Source organism: Lactobacillus kimbladii (genome assembly GCF_000970755.1).
GTDB classification, from domain to species: Bacteria; Bacillota; Bacilli; order Lactobacillales; family Lactobacillaceae; genus Lactobacillus; species Lactobacillus kimbladii.
In genome coordinates, this window is the sequence record NZ_KQ034007.1 from 1477808 (window position 1) to 1495474 (window position 17667).

Here is a 17667-nt window from a genome sequence, read left to right on the forward strand (position 1 = left end):
AGACACAGCTATAGCATGAGAAAGTATGATGTCGAGCCAGTTTTCGGGCATTTGAAGAACGTCTTTGGCATGCGTCGAACCCATTTAAGAGGGAAAAAGAAGGTAGAAACCGATGTTGGAATAGCCTTCATGATGATGAATTTAAGCAAATATTGGCACAGAAGATGGCCTAAGGACCATTCTTTTTTATTCAAGAATAAAAAGAGACAGAAAAAGACGATCAAATTAAGAGTTAAATTGATCGTCTTTTGTTATCTGGGAGTTAGTTTTTTCCCAGACACTTTTGCTTACCTATTTTATTAATTATAGTATTTCCGCGGCAAACGATCATCAAGCAAACAGGCAACTTCATAATGAATGCTATCAACATAGTCTGCTGCCTTTTTGATACTGTTTGGTGCATCTGGATCATTGGAAATCAAAATCACTTTGGTTCCTACTGCCATTTTGCAAGGCAATTTAACCATTAGCTGATCCATGCAAACGCGCCCAACAATAGGACAATATTCAGACCCCACCTTAATTTTAAAGCCCTGAAACTTACGTATGAAGCCATCCGCATAACCAACTGGTATCGTCCCGATAATCTCATCTTGGTCAGCAATATAAGTTGAACCATAACCTACGCCCTGTCCCTTATGAATGGTATGAACCTGCACTAATTCACTAACAAAGGACATTGCTGGCTTTAATTTAATTGCGGTTTTTAATTCCGAGCCTGCTGGATTTGATGAAGGGTTTAAGCCATAAATCCCAATACCAAAACGAACTAAATCACTGTGAACCTTCTTATTAAAAACACTAGCTGCAGTGTTATCAACGTGAATCCATCTCGGCTTTAACTTCAATAATTTTTTAAAATGTGCGAAACGGTCAACTTGATTCAGAAAGTAGGAATCATCATTGCTGTCAGCTGAAGCGAAATGGGTAAACATTCCTTCAACATTAAAATTTGAATTATTTAGTAAAAAATCGTTTGCTGCAATAAATTCGTCATCTTCGCTAAAGCCAATGCGACCCATGCCAGAATCCACCGCTAAGTGAATTTTTAATTGCAAGTGATTCTGACTTAGTTCTGCTTCAGAATCTTGTAACCATTTTAAGTTAGGAACTGTCAAAGAAATATCATTGACAGCTGCTAGCGAAGCATATTTTACGGGAGTCACTCCCAAAACCAGAATTGGCTGAATAATTCCAGCTCTTCGCAATTCTAACGCTTCGTCTAAAATAGCAACGCAAAAACCACTGACACCAACTTTGACTGCTTCTTGAGCAACTCGTACTGCACCATGACCGTATGCATTTGCTTTAACTACAGCAAACAGCTTTTGATCAGGTCTTAAATGTTTAATTTCTTCTTTAATATTTTGTCTGATTGCAGCTAAATCAACATATACTGCTGCAGGTCTGTGAATTCCAGGAATCATGTTTATTTCTCCAAAACAATTAATGTAACTATTTCATGCCGATCATGAGTAATACTAGGAAAAATTTTGCCATCAAATTTAGCGGAAGTAGTAATTGGATGCCCCAATTTATCCCACAACGTTTCTACATCCTGCAAGCCAATGCCTTTACCAAAGCCTGTTCCGATAGCTTTGACAAAGGATTCCTTGATAGAAAAACGACCACCTAAATATTCCGCTTTACGTCTACCTGAGAGTTTTTGATACTGCTCGAATTCTTTGGGAGTTAATACTTTACGAGCAAAATTATCCCCTCTGGCAATGATTTTTTCTACACGTTCAACTTCAATGGCATCAATGCCGACTCCAACAATCATTTTCTTTTCCTCGTAATATCAAAAATATAATACTAAAAAAGAGTTGTAAATTGTCACAACTCTTTTTTAGTAAAAACATTAACCTTTTTTATTTTTAATAATAAAATTTCTGCCATTACCGGAACGGCGAGAATGGCCTCCACGATAATTGCCACGGCTGCGGTTACGATCACCGCGATAGCCACGACTATTCCTTCCGCGGCTATAATGACCACGGCCACCACGACCATTACCCTTATACGGCAATGGTTTTTCAGAACTAATTTTGACTTCAACATTTGAAGAATCTTTGGACAAATTCTTCAGAAAAGCTGATACCAAGTCAACTGCTGAATAGTTTTCTAACAATTCATTTGCATCATCGGTATATTTGGATAAGTCCTCTTTCATAATTTCTTCAATCTTGGACTTAGCGACCTTCAATTGGCCACGTAAGGCTTGATCATCAGATGGTGGACGAAGAGGCGTCATTTTTTTCTTAGTTAACTGCTCAATCGTTCTCATATAACCAATTTCATTTGGCGTAACAAAAGTGATGGAACTACCATTTTGACCAGCACGACCAGTACGACCAATGCGGTGAACATAAGAATCAGGGTCTTGGGGGATATCGTAATTGTATACATGAGTTACACCGGAAATATCCAAACCACGGGCAGCAACATCTGTTGCCACTAAAATATCTAGTTTACCAGCACGGAACCTCTTTAAAACAGTAAGTCTGCGAGCCTGGGTCAAATCACCGTGAATTCCCGCTGCATTGTAGCCACGGGCCTGAAGTCCCCTGGTGACTTCGTCAACTCGGCGTTTAGTTCTAACAAATACCACTGCCAAATCAGGACTTTCAACATCAATCAAACGGCACATGATGTCAAATTTTTCTGAATCCTTTGCCCGCACAAAGTACTGGTCGATTAGGTCGGCAGTTAATTCTTTGGTCTTAATGCGCACAATCTCCGGGTTATTCATGAACTTTTCACTAATGTTCAAAATTGGCTTAGGCATTGTGGCACTAAATAATAAGGTTTGTTTGCGATTTTTAACGTAACTTAAAATACTTTCAATGTCTTGGATAAAACCCATGTCCAGCATTTCATCAGCTTCATCTAAAACAATGGTATTAACATTTTCTAAATTAATAGTCTTGCGTTTTAAATGATCAAGTAAACGTCCCGGCGTACCTACTAAAATTGCAGGCACATGGTTCTTAAGGGAACGAATTTGCCGACCAATATCAGCACCGCCATATACAACCTGTACACGAGCATTTTCATCGCGCCCCAGCCTGAAAAGCTCTTCCTGAGTTTGAATAGCAAGCTCACGTGTAGGCTCAATAATCAATGCTTGAATAACCTTATTATGTTTATCTAAATTTTGTAAGATAGGAAGCGCAAACGCTGCAGTCTTACCAGTACCGGTTTGAGCTTGTCCAATTACATCCTTGCCTGCTAAGGCTAGAGGAATTGTCTGTTCCTGAATCGGTGTTGCTTCTTCGAAGCCTGAACGCTTAATCGCTTTTAAAAGCTCATCTTTTAATCCTAATTCTGAAAATTTCACTAAATTCTCCTTATCTAAGCCGTTCTACTACTTTTTCCAGGTGCATCCCGTGGGAGCCTTTCAAAACAACAATGTCGTTCGGCTTAATATCATTTTTTAAATCTGCAATCAATCGTTGCATCTGATCTTGTGGGTAATAATGCAAGTTTTTAGGCTGATAACTTTCCTTAAGCGCAGCTGCCAAATGCGCCATTTCTGTACCATATAAATAAACTTCATTAATCACTTGGGGTTCAAGACAATCTGCTAGACCTGCATGAAGATCAGCTGACCTGTGCCCTAATTCTAACATATCACCCAGAACAGCGATTCGCCGACTACCTGCAGGTACCTGAATTTGACCAAAACTGGTAATTACAGCACGTACAGCAGTCGGATTGGAATTATAGACATCACTCATGATGTCTTCTCCAACGTCGCCTTTTTCCCATTCCATTCTGTCAGCTGTCGGAGTAAATTTTTCCAAAGCAGTAGCTATTTCTTCATCACTTTCACCAAAATGCCTGCCAACACAAAGAGCAGAAAGTGCGTTAGAAACATTGTGTTTGCCAATCATCGGAATAGTAAATTTATGATCAGAGTTATCAATCGTAAAAGTCGCATGATGCTTGTAGCTACGATAGCCTGTCGCATAGACTGTATCATTTTTGGCAAAACCAAAAGTAACTTTATTTTGAACTATTTTAGTTGCCCTTTCACGCAGAAGTGGTTCGTCCCCGTTATATATTAGTTCGCCATCTTCACGTAAAAAGTCGGTAATTTCCATTTTAGCATCGGCAATTGCTGCACGTGAACCTAAAAATTCAATGTGAGCTTCGCCAATCATCGTAATAACTGTAACGTCCGGATGGGTCAATTCACTTAGTTGATGCAGTTGTCCAGCATGATCCATACCCATTTCTAAAACCAAAATTTCTGTATTTGGTTTCATGTCTAAAATAGTCATGGGAACGCCAATTTCATTATTAAAGTTGGCATCAGTTTTATGAACATTAAATCTCTTCGCTAAAACAGCTGCCGTCATATCTTTAGTAGTGGTTTTACCATTTGATCCAGTAATACCAACAACAGTGGGGTTAACCTTATTTAAGTAGTACTGTGCCAGTTGCTGCATGCTAGTTAACGGATCATCAACTTCTAAAACTGCAATACTATCAGGTTTATTAGGGTGGCCCTTTTGCCACAATGTAGCACTTGCCCCATTGCTAATTGCACTATTGATAAAATCATGACCGTCTCTATCGCCCTTTAGCGGTACAAATAAGCCGCCTGCAGCGATTTTTCTAGAATCAAAGGCAACAGAAGTAATAACGGTCTGATCATTGCCTTCACACTTTGAATTTATTGCTTTGGCTATCTCTGCCAGTTGCATTTTCATCTTTTTATCTCCTAGCCGAAAAGAGTTTTTTGCTAAAGTATTAATTATACTCCTTATTTAAGTAGTATAACAATTATGCTTTACATAAAAAAGCAGCCCCAATGGGACTGCCTTCCACCAGATTGAAGATATTACTTGTTGTTCATGCCATACTTCTTGTTGAACTTTTCGATTCGGCCATCGGCCTGAGCAAACTTTTGCTTGCCAGTGTAAAATGGGTGAGAATCTGAAGTGATTTCAACACGAACTAGTGGGTAAGTTTTACCTTCATAATCCACTGTTTCTTTTGGCTTCAATGTTGAACCAGCAACAAATTTAGCACCAGTTGCTGAATCCATAAAGACTACTTGTTGGTAATCTGGATGAATATCTTGTTTCATATTTATTACTCCTTTGCCATGACTCCTATTTCAAGTCATAGATTAATCGATTAACGTTTAATACCTTATCATCTTTAAAGGCAAAATTCAAGACTTATTTATTATAGCAGCTGCATCAATTTAAAACAATGTCGCTCGGCTTAACTTCTTTGCCAAAGTATGGTTTGAGTTCTTTATTGTAATCAGTAGTAAAGAATTTTTTATTTACTAATTTAGTAATTTCTTTATTTGTCCAATTTAAAAGAGACTTGTTGCCTTTTTTAACCGCAGGAGAAATGAATTGATTAGGGCCAATATTTTTAATTCCAACAGTGTAACTAGGATTCTTCTTTACCCAAGCATAAAGATATGAATTATCATCTGCTAAAGCGGCAGCACGCTTATTTTTAAAAGCGTTAAATTGCTGCGTTTTGGAGTCAAATTTCAATAAGTCTACACCGCCCTTTTTGGTAAAGTAATTTTCTGCGGTTGTGCCCTTGTTGACAATCAAGTTTTTACCCTTTAGCTGAGAAGCGCTTGTAATTGGAGCATTCTTAGGAGAAATAACTCCAACTGATACCTTCATGTATGGTTTTGCAAAATCAACGACTTGTTTACGCTCAGGTGTTTCTGTAAAGTTAGCTAAAACGATATCAGCTTTATTTGAATTAAGAGTATCTACGCGATTATTCGCATTAACCTGGGTAAATTTCACTTTGACACCCAAATCCTTAGCCATTTGACGAGCAAGACGGACATCATAACCAAGACGGTTACCATGATCATCAACCCAACCATAAGGAGGCAAATCACCAAACACGGCAACCCGTAAAACGCCCCGCTTTTTAATCACAGTCACGCTGCTTTCATTCGCATTATTGCTATTATTTTTTGATGACTTGATACCAAAAAATGCGGCAACTGCAATAATTAAAACTACTAAAACACCAATAATAATATTTCTGCTTTTATTTTTCTTCATTATTTACTCCTTAAAAGTCCATACTAGTCAAGAAATCACGAGCACGATCTGTTTGGGGATGTTCAAAAAACTCTTTACCAGGTGTATTTTCCAAAATTTTGCCCTCTTCTAGAAATAAAACCTGATCTGCTATTTGACGCGCAAAGTTCATTTCGTGGGTTACGATAATCATTGTCATATGATCAACACGGGATAAATCGGTCATAATTTGTAAAACGCCCCGAACCATCTCGGGATCAAGAGAAGCTGTAACTTCATCAAACAGCATTACTTCGGGGTGCATGGCCAGTGCTCTGACAATAGCAATTCTTTGTTTTTGTCCACCAGACAATTCTCGAGGATAAGTATCAACGTATTTTTCCAATCCTACTCGTTTTAACAGCTGCAGAGCCTCTTTTTTGACTTCTTCTTCAGGTCTTTTTTGCACTTTTACCGGTGCCAGCAAAATGTTTTCAAGAACGGTAAAGTTAGGGAACAAATCATAACTTTGAAAAACCATGCCAATTTTTTGACGTAAAGCCTGCCAATTTTTAGCATCGTTCTCAATCTTTTGTCCTTTAAAATAGAGCGAGCCACTTTTAAAATCTTCCAAGCCGTTTAAGCACCTAATTAAAGTACTTTTACCAGAACCGGAAGGACCTAATAATGTCAGCACTTCACCTTGATGAAGCGTAAAACTAATATCATGTAAAGCTTGCCAATCACCATAAAACTTGTTTAGATGTTCAACGCGTAAAACTTCTTTTGTCATTTATCTCACCTGTCCTGCTTTGCTGCTAGCCGTTTAGACCATACTGATAATGGATAATCTATTATGAAATATAAAAAGAAAATCAGACCGTAAATCCAAAAAACTGCTGTCGGATATTTTTGGTTATTAGCTTCAATAATCTGTTGTCCAATCGCGATGACATCCATAATACTGATCATCATTAGTAAAGAGGTAGTCTTAATCACTCTTGTAGCCAGATTAATAGTTGCTGGCAACTCAAGCTGCACGGCTTGGGGCAATAAAACGTAGCGAAAAAGTTGCACTTTGCTCAAACCCAAAGCTAAGCCTGATTCTTTTTGAGCAATAGGAACAGATTCTATTGCTCCACGAACTATATCACTAAACTCAGCAGCAACCCATAGGGCAAAGGCTAAAACTGCCATCCAACTGGCAGGCCAATTGATGTGAAAACTGCGCGGTAAAATATAGTAGAACAAAAATAATAGTACGATCGTGGGAACTATCCTGAAAAATTCCAGATATAGCCGCAAAATAAACCGAATTATTTTATTGGGTAAGGTGCGCAATACGCCTAGGAATGTACCTAAAACAAGACCAATAACCAGACTAACACCTGCAATCCAAACGGAAGTCCACAAGCCTTGTAAAATTCTGCTAAAGTTATTGCCGCTAAAGAAAACATTAATCGCCGAATGTGCCATAGCGTACCTTCCTTTCTAAATAAGTTAACAGTAAAATAATTGGAATTAAAATAATTGCGTAGGCAATCACCAAAATTAGCAGATACTCATTTGTCCGGTAGTACATTCCAATTAGGTCCAGAGCTGTATTGGTTAATTCAGGAATAGCAATCACTGAAAAAATGGAAGTCTCTTTAATCAGGAATATGATGTTTGCTGTTAAGGCAGGCATACTTAGCGCAAAGCCTTGCGGAAAGACAACATAACGGGCCAATTGCAGATTATTCATCCCTAAAGCTTTACCATCATCAATCTGAGTGGCACTGACCCCGGCAAAACCTCCTGTAAAACCTTCAGCCATATATGCTCCACCAAGAAATACCAGACCAATAATTCCGCAAGTTTGGGCTGACATTTTTAGTCCAATAACTGGAAAAGCATAGTATAGGAAAAACAATTGAATTAATAAAGGTGTATTTCTTGCTAACTCTACATAAGCTGTTATTAGTTGACTCAAAATTGGTACTTTAAAATATTGGATTAAACTGCAGAAAACTCCCACTACAATAGAAAAAATTATGCCAACAGCAGACAACCAGATAGTCAGTTGAAAAGCTTTTGCAAAAATAGGCAAACTTTGATTAATAATTTGCCAGCTCATTTTTAACCTCCCCCTGCAGTACTTAAATGGACTCAGAAGTCTCATTATTTGTCACAGTAGTTCTAACAAAACAAAAGGCCTGCGGATACTTTATTCGCAGGTCCTAAATACTTATTGTTTTAAATTTGAGTGCGAATACTAAAAGAAACAAATATTTTGCAAATGATCTAATGAAATACATTTCTTTTCCAGTCTTTGCATTTGTTTCATTAACTGCACTTCTTTCTAAAACATCTATCAGTGCTTCTTATGCTATGCTTTTACTTACTTTTTGTCAATAACTTTGCTTAATATTACTCTCATTTTCTATCTTTGGGCTAATAAAAAACGCGCTTGATTAAGCGCGTTTGGTCTATTTATTTAATCTTCTTAAGACTGTGACTTTTCTTTAATTGCTGCAGCAGATTTTTCCAACAATTTTTCTTCAGCTGGAGTTAGCTGTAAATTAATTTTGTGAACTATGCCTTTTCGACCAACAATTGCAGGATAAGACATGTAAGTACCATACTTTTCTTGGTAACTTGATACTGGTAATTCTGTCCGTGAATCTGTTAAAACGGCCCGCACTATTCTCACCGCAGCAGCCGAAACCCCATAATTAGTGTAATGCTTGCCCATAAACACATTTTGACCACCAAATTTGATTTCATCTTCTAAGTCACTTGGCTGCCATGATTCATTTTTAGCCAATTCAGTTAATGGCTGTTCAAATACTTTTACTGTTGACCAGGCTGTAAACTGAGTATCGCCATGTTCACCCAATGCAAAACCACTCACAGAACGAGGATCAACATTAAACTTTTTAGCTACAACTTTTTTCATTCTTGCTGTATCAAGTAAAGTACCAGTACCCAAAACATGTTCTTTGGGCAAACCAGTTAGTTGCTGGTAAAGACTGGTTATTGCATCTACTGGGTTGGAAATAACAATCAGAATACCGTTAAAGCCGCTATTTTTAATAGATTCAGTAATTGGGCTTAACTGCTTTTTATTATATTCAAGTTCTTGGAACCGGTCACCCTTTGTTTCTAATGATATTTTTCCTAAAGTACTAATGACAATGTCAGCGTCTTTTAGTGCATTATAGTCATTAACAATAATATTGGTATGATATGGCAAATTGGCCATTGCATCTTCAAAGTCAATTGCATCAGCGTTAACTTTACCTTCATTAACATCAATCATCACCAAATCAGCGACTAAACCTGAAATAATCAATTCATGTGCAACCGTACAGCCAACATGACCATCACCGATAATACCTATTTTTGTTGTCATAATTAAGTGCCTTTCTTTTTAAAACTGTTGAAATATCTCAGCAAACTCTCAATTACTCTTTTATTATACTAAAGATAGAGTTTAAAAAGGCGTTTTCGCTATACTAAATAAAGCAATCTTAATTTCTGAAACTAAAATTAAAAATCAGGTCGTCATTTACCAACTTTAATATCTTTTGCATAAGGAATTGAGGGCTGAGCACCATATTTTTGCACAGTAATTGATGAAGCTTTATTAGCAAAAAGAACTGCATCTTTTAAGTTAGACAAATCTGGCTGCAATATACTGGTCATTGCGCCAATAAAAGTATCGCCAGCTGCTGTAGTATCAACAGCCTTGACTTTAAAAGCTGGGACCAGTTCTCTTTGATTTTGATAGTCGTAAAATGCTCCTTTAGCACCGATTGTAATAATAACTATTTTTACGCCCTGATTATGTAATTTGACAGCAGCCATTTGAGCAGTTTTTTCATTAGTCACCTTAATTCCAGTGATGGTTTCAGCTTCTGTTTCATTTGGAGTAATGATATCAGTAAGCTTTAACAAGTCAGCAGGGTTTTTAGCCATTCCAGGAGCTGGATTCAAAATTGTTTTTACCCCCGCATCATTAGCGATTTCGAAACCTTTAATTGTTGCTGCAAGTGGGGTCTCAAATTGTGCGATAAGAAAGTCAGAATCTTTAATCAAATCCTGATTCTGCTCAACTTCAGCTGGTCCAAAAGCATAATTTGCACCTGCATAAATAGTAATTGCATTCTGACCATTATCATCTACTGTAATAAATGCTTGTCCGGTTGATTCTTTTTTAGCTGTGATAATACCTTGGGTATTAATGCCTTCTCTCTTAAGTGAGCCCAGCATCTCTTTTCCCGGTGCATCATCACCTACACCACCGATAAAGCTAACTTCACATCCTGACCTTGCCGCAGCAACTGCTTGATTTGCGCCTTTACCGCCTGCGGCAGAATAATGTTCTGACGCATGAACGGTTTCACCTGGTCTGGGCATTTGTTTGACGCGCAAATTAGTATCTAAATTAATACTGCCAATAACTGTAACTTTATTCATTTAAACTTTAAAACCTCTTAATTAGCATAATTTTCAAATAACCTACTTCTACCAAAAATAATAACACATTTGAAATTACCCTCAAATGTGTTATTAATTTTATTAATGTATATCTCCTAAAATATTTATTTAGGTAAAGATCCAATCTCTGTTTGTGAATTAACCTGACTCATACTAGTTTGATCCAAATCAATATTCTTGTTATTTAAAATGATCACAATTACATCGGTTTCCTTGCCTGCATCTTTTGCCTGCTTATAATCGAAATTGGCAAGTAACTGTCCTCTTTTGACCTTATCACCCTTCTTTATTTTAATGTTAAAAGGGGTTCCGTTAAGCCCAACGGTGTCAATACCCATGTGAATCATTATTTCTGTTCCATTTTTACTTTCAATGCCAATAGCATGTTTGCTTGGAGCCAGCATGGTTATCACCCCCGTAATTGGAGAATAAATCTCCGTATCTGAAGGTACTACCGCAAAACCATCACCCATTTTTTTAGAAGCAAACAATTCATCATTAACTTCATCAATTGTTTTAAAAAGACCTGAACATGGGGAATAAATAGTTTCATTTCTCTTGAAAAAATTAAGCATATTTCCCTCCCTAGATATGTGTATCCCAATAAGTGCAGAATGCATTAACTGGACTCTTACCTTTAAATGGAGATTTGCCTAGCAACTTATCTGCTAAAATTGCGGGAACATATTCATTTGCTGTATATGCATTGATATAAGTTTTTACCATGGGAACATCCTGCAAGTGGTATGGATTAGCGATTGAAATAAAAATAGTAGGGATTTCGTGTACAAACCAAGGAACATTGTAGCCCATTGGTTTAAGCCAATTTAACCTGACAGTTGTTTGATTGCTGGCTGTTTTAACGTTAGCAAAATATATTACCGTATCAAACCTGGCTTTTAGCTCTTTGACGGAACCATTAACCATTAAGTCCTTTAAGTCTTCATTTTCAGGATCAAATACAGTTACATTAAATCCTTCTTCTTTTAGCCTTGTAATAAAAATACTTGAAACAGGCGGTTTGCCACTGGCACTGACAACATCTCCTATAACGAAAACCAGAATCTTCTTGTTTTTCTGCAATGTCAAAGGTAGAACATCTTGCTTGTCTTTAACTAAAGTAATTGATTCATCTGCTAATTCTTTAGCCCATTTAACATGTTCTGGACATTTTAAAACTTTTAAAGCCTCTTTTTCAGGAACCAAAGTATTATTTCTTTGCTTTAAAAATAAGTGCAATGCTTCTTTTGTAGCTAATACTCTAGTAACAGCGTCATTCAATCTGTCTGTTGATATTACGCCCTCGTTCACTGCATCAAGTACAAAATTAAAATCTTCTTCCAAGTCTCTGGTAAATAAAAGCATGTCACAACCAGCATTAATTGCTTGAGGCAACAGCTCTGCTCTTTTTCCTTGTGAACTAAAACCGGCCATGTTAGTAGCATCACTTGAAATCAAACCATTAAATCCTAGTTTCTCTCTTAATAAATCATGAAGCAATTCGTATGATAGAGAACCAGGATAAATATCTTCATCTTTCACATCTGGATTAAAGTATCTCGTATAAGCAGGTTGATAAATGTGACCGGCCATCAATGTCAGTGCTCCATTATCAATCATAGCCTGGTAAATTTTGCCATATGTTTTATCCCAGTCAGAAATGCTTAGTGAGTTAACTGATGTCAGAAGGTGCTGGTCGCGATCATCCACACCGTCTCCTGGGAAGTGCTTAATTGCGACCGCCATACCTGAACTTTGGCATGCTTTCATATATTCCTGGGCCATTGATATGACAGTATCAGGATTATCACCGTATGTTCTAACATTTATGATTGGATTAGCAAAATTTTTGTTGAAATCTACTACAGGAGCAAATGACCAATTACATCCCACAGCGCCACCTTCACGAGCAGAAATTAATCCTAAGCGGTATGCGTTCTTTTTATCATTAGAAGCCGCTACTTCAATTTGTCTGCCGTAAAAGGTCCCATCAGTACCTATGCCGTCTCCACCAGATTCAAGGTTGGCGCCAAGCAATAGCGGTATTGGGGAAACCTCCTGAATATAACGCTGCAAGGCCTGAATGCTGGAACTCTTTTGCGGACGAAACATCATGCCACCAGGCCGATAGTTCTCAATAACCTCTTTTATTTCTTGTTCGGTTGAATAATTGCCCAATAAGCAAAATAATTGGCCCACTTTTTCTCTGACTGTCATCTTAGACATGAGCAATTTAATATTATCAATCTGCTCATCTTTCAAGTAGAATGGATTGCCCTTTAAATTTATTTCGGTCATTTGCAATGCTCCTTTTCTTAAATATTATTTGTTTGCTTTTTTGGTTTGCAAAAAATGAGGGTTAAGCAAAATGAAATTGCCATGGAAATTAATACTACTATCACTGCACTAATAATACCGGAAAAATTATTAGCATTAGGAGAAAGGAAGCAAGGAAAAGCAAATATACCTTGTCCACCCATTTGATAAAATTTAACTCCCATTAACATTGCTAAAATACCACCAATAGCTGAGGAAATACAACTTATGAAAAATGGTTTCTTCAGTGGCAAAGTAACACCATAAATTGCCGGCTCAGTAATACCAAAAATTGCTGGGAAAATTGAAGCAATAGTATTGCGCTTTTGCTTAGTATCTTTAAGGATCAAAGCCAGTGCACAAAGTGCTGCAAGCTGAGTAAAAGGGCAGGCTATATTGGCGGCAAAAATAACATCAAATTTTTGTGTGGCTAAATTGTTCAGTACTATTGGGATAATGGCATTATGCACGCCAAAGATTACTAATATTTGCCACATTCCTCCAATAAAGGCACCTAATAAGATTGGACTAAGTTTATATAACTCTTTTACAATCCAAGCAATAATATCTGACAACCAAATTGATACTGGACCAACTACTAATAAAGTTAGTGGCACAATCACCAATATGGTTATTAATGGTACAAGAAAATTTGCTACGGATGCCGGACTGATTTTTTTAGCAAAACGTTGGACATAAGATGCTGCCCAAACTGCTAGGATAATAGGAATGACAGTCGAAGTATAGTTATTTAACAAAACAGGTATATGTAAGAAAGTTAAATAAGCCTTAGTTTGAAAAATCGTACCCGACAAAACTGTTGCTGCAGCTTTGCCTGACATTGCCTGTATCAAAGTAGGATAAATAATTGCCGTACCAATAACAAGCGAGGTCATTTGATCAACATGAAATTTTTTACCAGCCGTAACCGCTAAAAATACTGGGAAGAAATAAAATAAAGCGTCACCAATAGCATACAAGATAATATATGTGCCATCTGTATTCTTTAAGACACCCGCTGTGGTCAAAATTGCCAGCAGTCCTTTAACCATACCACTTGCACATAAAACTCCCAAAATTGGGACAAAGATACCAGATAAAAGGTCTACTGCTTTATCCCATAATGATTGTTTTTTATCAATTAGCTTCGTATCTTTCTTCAGGGCCTCCTCGTCAGCTACAGTTTCTCCTCCGCTAAAGTGGTAGAGGCTATTAATCTCATCAAAAACTGATTCTACGTGCATGCCAATCACTATTTGATATTGCCCGTTAGCCTGTATCACGTCAACTATTTCTTCGTTTCCTTTAAGGGCTTCGGTATTCGCCTTGCTTTCATCTTTTAAAACAAAACGCAATCGGGTAAAACAGTGAATTAAAGAGACCACATTGTCCTTTCCACCCACATTTTTTACTATAAATTTACTCAATGAGGTATATTTTCCCATTTTTATTTCTCCTTTGAGATTATGTTTTTCAACATATTGTGAATATGAAGTACTAAATAGGCGCGTTCTTCCTGATAAATGGTGATGTCAAATTTTTGAGCAAAGTCAGCACTGAGACTGTTCACACAATCTTTTTCCCTTTGATATTGTTTATCAGACAAAACAACTAGCAGAGAAGAATTAACGTCATTTTCTTTATAATCATTATCTAAAATTCTTTGAGCAAAAAAACGAACATGAGTATCAAAGCGCTGATAATACAGTGGATCTGCTTTCTCAGCAAAATCGATCTTAAAATAATCAAAAACGTAATTCGTAACCCAATGAACTATCTCAACTACACGATAACCGTTAAAATCTCCCTTATTTTCCAACTCACTGTTCACTACATGTAAAGCAATTGTGGCTGCTTCGTCTTCAGCCAAAATGCAACCAGTCATATTACGAATTAATTTGATGCCAAAAAGACCAACTTCAAACTCTTGAGGGTAAATTCTTTTTATATCTAAAATCAATGGATTCGAAATTTTTATGCCCTTTTTAGCCTGCTCAACTGCTCTGTAAATATGATCAGTTAAAGCTACGATTAGACTTTGATTTAACTCCTGTTTTAACTTTGATTTTGCCTTGTCAACTATGTCATTAGCAATTGCATAATATTCAATTGGTATATTAACCAACAATTTTGCCATAGCTGAGGAGATCTCTTGAGGTAATACTGGAAAATAATATTCTATTTTGCTTTCATCAACTTCATCGCCAACATGTTTTCCGAAAGCTATTCCTCTTCCTGTAACAATTAATTCTTTACCTTTGTCGTCGACTACAAAAGAAACATTATTGTTGATCCCACGCTTAATAAACACTCAATTCTCCTCCTTTCAATAAAAAATAAAAACCTGCTTGCACACAAGAACCAAATTGATGATTTAAATTGTGTGACAAACAGGTTTAGCTTACTTAATAATCATTAGTAATAACTATCCGATAGTCATGTTTATTTTACTCGATTAAATGGGTTATGTAAATATAAATTAGCAAATACTGCGTAACGCTTTCAGAAAAAGTTTTTTTAATTTTCAAATCATCATCTTTTAATTTTGTCTATCAAAGCATATAATTACTTTTATCATTCAATTTAAGTAAGGTAAAAATATGAAAAGACAACTAAACTTTTTCGCCGCTCTAGCCACTGTCATGGGCACCATGATTGGTGGCGGTGCTTTTTTCAAAATTGCTAACATTTCAGCTTTAACTCACAATGCCTGGCTAAGTATCATAGTATGGCCATTTGCCGGTTTCATTACTCTAATGGCAGGATTAAGCATAGCTGAGTTAGCGTCAATATATCCCAAAGATGGCGGACCCGTCAGATATCTGGAAGAAATATACGGTCCCAAAGTTGCCTTTTTGTTTGGCTGGTCGCTAATAATCGTCTATTATCCGGCAAATATCGCTGCACTTTCAATCGTATTTGCAACCCAACTAAAAGAAATACCGCATTTTAAAGACTTATCTACTACAGTGATTGCTCTAATCGTGATGCTGGCAATTCTTTTGATCAATTGGATTGGATCAAAATTGAGTGGTCAGGTACAAAAAATAACTTTAGTTATTAAGCTATTGCCGATTGCTGCAATAATAATCTTTGCTTTGTTTTATAGTGGACCTAATCAGCTAGCAGGTACCCCAGCGCCTAAAATAACATCTGCTTCGGGAGCTATGGCCTTCGGACAAGCTCTTTTAGCTGTGCTTTTTGCTTATGATGGTTGGTTAAGTATCGGCAACTTAGCAAGTGAAATCAAAAATCCCGCAAAAACTTTAGCCAAAGCTATTATTTGGGGACTTTTTGGGGTAACAATCATTTATACTCTTCTTAACTGGAGTTATGTTAGAGTCATTCCCTGGTCAAAAGTTGTAGGTAACCAGACAACAGCTCTACTTACCGCCAAAAAATTATTTGGTAGTGTGGGGGGTACTTTGGTTGCTACAGGTATTTTAGTTTCAGTGTTTGGTGCCATTAATGGCCACCTTCTTTTGGGATCCAGAATGCCTTATGTTTTAGGCAAAGAAAAGAAATTGCCAGCTGCAAACTTTTTCAGCAAATTAAATTCTAAAACTATTGTGCCTACCAACAGCATGATTTTTGAATGCGTAATTGCAACCATTATGATTTTTTCTGGTACATTTGATTCATTAACCAACATGCTGGTTTATGTTTCCTGGATTTTTTCAATTTTATTATTTTTAGGTGTCCTTATCTTACGTAAAAAACAACCAGATCTTTTACGACCGTATAAAACTCCTTGGTATCCTCTTCCACCTATTCTTGGGATCTGTGGTGCTTTATTCATTGTTGTTACCACAACGTTAACCCAGCCACTTTTGTCACTTACAGGTATTTTACTGACCCTTAGTGGCTGGCCAGTTTATGTTTATGTGCAAAAGAAAAATCGAACTTAATTAAAGTATAAAAATCTATATTAAAGACTTTTATAGAACCAAAAAATATAGCCTTGGAGTATTTTTTTATTCCAAGGCTTTTATATATTTCAAAATTATTTATTTTTTCGCATTTCTTTTTTTAATACTCGAATTAATTTCTTTTACAGTCTGCCTCTGTGACAAAATAATAATCAGCCAAATAACAATATAAACTAAGACAAAGACACCAACCAACCAAAAATCAATCGGCCACTTATTTATCCAGCACATTAACAACACCAATAAAAATGTCCCTATGATATGAACGCTAAAGGCAATAGCAGGTGGTACATCCATCGCAAAAATCATTGATAAAATTCCTATTAATCCAGAAATAATTAAAACAGAAATAACACCTAAACGGGTAGGAATACTAGGAGAAGCAAAAGTCAGTATTATCAAATAAGTAGCTGCACCAAAGCCCACACCGGTAAAGAAATAGTTAATGAAATTACTTAATTTTCTCATTTTACAGACCCAACTCTCTTTTTAATGCAGGCAAATACAATCTGGAAACATCAGCTTTTAGATTGTTTTGTAAAAGTGCGATCATATTTCCTGCAAAGCCTACTTCTATCGATTCCAGAAAATTAATATTGATAATGCCATGTTTCGAAACTTGGATAAACCCATCACCCAGTTTTTCTAGTACCTGATATAATCGACCAGTTGTTTTTATCATGTTTTTAGTAGTATAAAACGTAATATCTGTTGTCTGGATTTCTACTTTGATAATTTCTGTTCGTTTAATGGTTACTATTCTGTCTTCCACTTTAACTGGTAAAAGATCATACCTTTTTTCACCAAATTTATGCAAATAATTAATTAAATCATTAACTACTTCACTTTTTTGAGCTGCTTTAATTTCAACTTCAATTTCCTGTTCATTTAAATCAGAATCCGTTTTAAATTCAATTTTCACT

Annotated in this window: 19 protein-coding genes; 2 read left to right on the forward strand and 17 right to left on the reverse strand. The window is 36.5% G+C overall.

The window, feature by feature from the left end; all coding sequences use genetic code 11:
• A partial coding sequence (locus tag JF75_RS07445) for a transposase (RefSeq protein WP_141639350.1) occupies positions 1-303 on the forward strand: 303 nt, incomplete at its 5' end.
• On the opposite strand, the gene alr is transcribed toward JF75_RS07445, so the two are convergent.
• From alr to JF75_RS07520, 15 genes are all read right to left on the reverse strand, one after another.
• Positions 300-1427 (reverse strand): alanine racemase, encoded by a 1128-nt coding sequence (alr, locus tag JF75_RS07450; RefSeq protein ID WP_046332476.1) that lies wholly within the window; start codon positions 1425-1427, stop codon positions 300-302. The two genes, JF75_RS07445 and alr, sit on opposite strands and share 4 nt — an antisense overlap.
• 2 nt (positions 1428-1429) lie before the next feature.
• The gene (gene acpS / locus JF75_RS07455) at positions 1430-1783 is read right to left on the reverse strand and encodes a holo-ACP synthase (protein WP_046332477.1); all 354 of its coding nucleotides are present in this window, start codon (positions 1781-1783) and stop codon (positions 1430-1432) included.
• A 78-nt stretch (positions 1784-1861) separates the two neighbouring features.
• The gene (gene cshA, locus JF75_RS07460; RefSeq protein WP_046332478.1) at positions 1862-3340 is read right to left on the reverse strand and encodes a degradosome RNA helicase CshA; all 1479 of its coding nucleotides are present in this window, start codon (positions 3338-3340) and stop codon (positions 1862-1864) included.
• A 10-nt stretch (positions 3341-3350) separates the two neighbouring features.
• Positions 3351-4718: a UDP-N-acetylmuramoyl-tripeptide--D-alanyl-D-alanine ligase gene (locus JF75_RS07465; protein ID WP_046332479.1), complete on the reverse strand. Its 1368-nt coding sequence runs from the start codon at positions 4716-4718 to the stop codon at positions 3351-3353.
• 131 nt (positions 4719-4849) lie between these two features.
• Positions 4850-5098, reverse strand: a complete 249-nt coding sequence (locus tag JF75_RS07470) for a type B 50S ribosomal protein L31 (protein WP_034981446.1) — start codon at positions 5096-5098, stop codon at positions 4850-4852.
• A gap of 115 nt (positions 5099-5213) precedes the next feature.
• Entirely contained in the window at positions 5214-6059 is an 846-nt protein-coding gene (locus JF75_RS07475; protein ID WP_046332480.1) for a transporter substrate-binding domain-containing protein, read from the reverse strand.
• Positions 6060-6069: 10 nt separating this feature from the next.
• The gene (locus JF75_RS07480) at positions 6070-6810 is read right to left on the reverse strand and encodes an amino acid ABC transporter ATP-binding protein (protein WP_046332481.1); all 741 of its coding nucleotides are present in this window, start codon (positions 6808-6810) and stop codon (positions 6070-6072) included.
• Between the two features lie 5 nt (positions 6811-6815).
• A complete protein-coding gene (locus JF75_RS07485; RefSeq protein ID WP_045928478.1) occupies positions 6816-7493 on the reverse strand; it encodes an amino acid ABC transporter permease in 678 nt (225 codons plus the stop codon).
• On the reverse strand, positions 7474-8133 hold the full coding sequence (locus JF75_RS07490; RefSeq protein ID WP_045928479.1) for an amino acid ABC transporter permease: 660 nt from the start codon (positions 8131-8133) through the stop codon (positions 7474-7476). The genes JF75_RS07485 and JF75_RS07490 overlap by 20 nt, the downstream gene beginning before the upstream one ends.
• Positions 8134-8502: 369 nt before the next feature.
• Positions 8503-9411 carry an L-lactate dehydrogenase gene (locus tag JF75_RS07495; protein WP_046332482.1) on the reverse strand — a complete coding sequence of 303 codons (909 nt, stop codon included), beginning with the start codon at positions 9409-9411 and terminating at the stop codon, positions 8503-8505.
• Positions 9412-9563: 152 nt separating this feature from the next.
• A complete protein-coding gene (gene rbsK, locus JF75_RS07500; protein WP_046332483.1) occupies positions 9564-10478 on the reverse strand; it encodes a ribokinase in 915 nt (304 codons plus the stop codon).
• Positions 10479-10603: 125 nt separating this feature from the next.
• Entirely contained in the window at positions 10604-11074 is a 471-nt protein-coding gene (locus JF75_RS07505; protein WP_046332484.1) for a PTS sugar transporter subunit IIA, read from the reverse strand.
• 10 nt (positions 11075-11084) lie between these two features.
• On the reverse strand, positions 11085-12797 hold the full coding sequence (locus JF75_RS07510) for a glycoside hydrolase family 3 protein (RefSeq protein ID WP_046332485.1): 1713 nt from the start codon (positions 12795-12797) through the stop codon (positions 11085-11087).
• A 17-nt stretch (positions 12798-12814) separates the two neighbouring features.
• On the reverse strand, positions 12815-14260 hold the full coding sequence (locus JF75_RS07515; RefSeq protein ID WP_052726890.1) for a PTS transporter subunit EIIC: 1446 nt from the start codon (positions 14258-14260) through the stop codon (positions 12815-12817).
• 2 nt (positions 14261-14262) lie between these two features.
• Positions 14263-15126: a PRD domain-containing protein gene (locus JF75_RS07520; protein ID WP_045928484.1), complete on the reverse strand. Its 864-nt coding sequence runs from the start codon at positions 15124-15126 to the stop codon at positions 14263-14265.
• 289 nt (positions 15127-15415) lie between these two features.
• Between JF75_RS07520 and JF75_RS07525 the strand changes: the two genes are divergently transcribed.
• The gene (locus tag JF75_RS07525; RefSeq protein WP_046332486.1) at positions 15416-16723 is read left to right on the forward strand and encodes an APC family permease; all 1308 of its coding nucleotides are present in this window, start codon (positions 15416-15418) and stop codon (positions 16721-16723) included.
• 99 nt (positions 16724-16822) lie between these two features.
• Here the strand turns inward: JF75_RS07525 and JF75_RS07530 are convergent, their stop codons facing one another.
• Together JF75_RS07530 and JF75_RS07535 are read right to left on the reverse strand one after the other, a co-directional pair.
• Positions 16823-17212, reverse strand: a complete 390-nt coding sequence (locus tag JF75_RS07530; protein ID WP_045928486.1) for a DUF3021 family protein — start codon at positions 17210-17212, stop codon at positions 16823-16825.
• 1 nt (position 17213) lies between these two features.
• The gene (locus JF75_RS07535; RefSeq protein ID WP_045928487.1) at positions 17214-17666 is read right to left on the reverse strand and encodes a LytTR family DNA-binding domain-containing protein; all 453 of its coding nucleotides are present in this window, start codon (positions 17664-17666) and stop codon (positions 17214-17216) included.
• Position 17667: the final 1 nt, after the last annotated feature.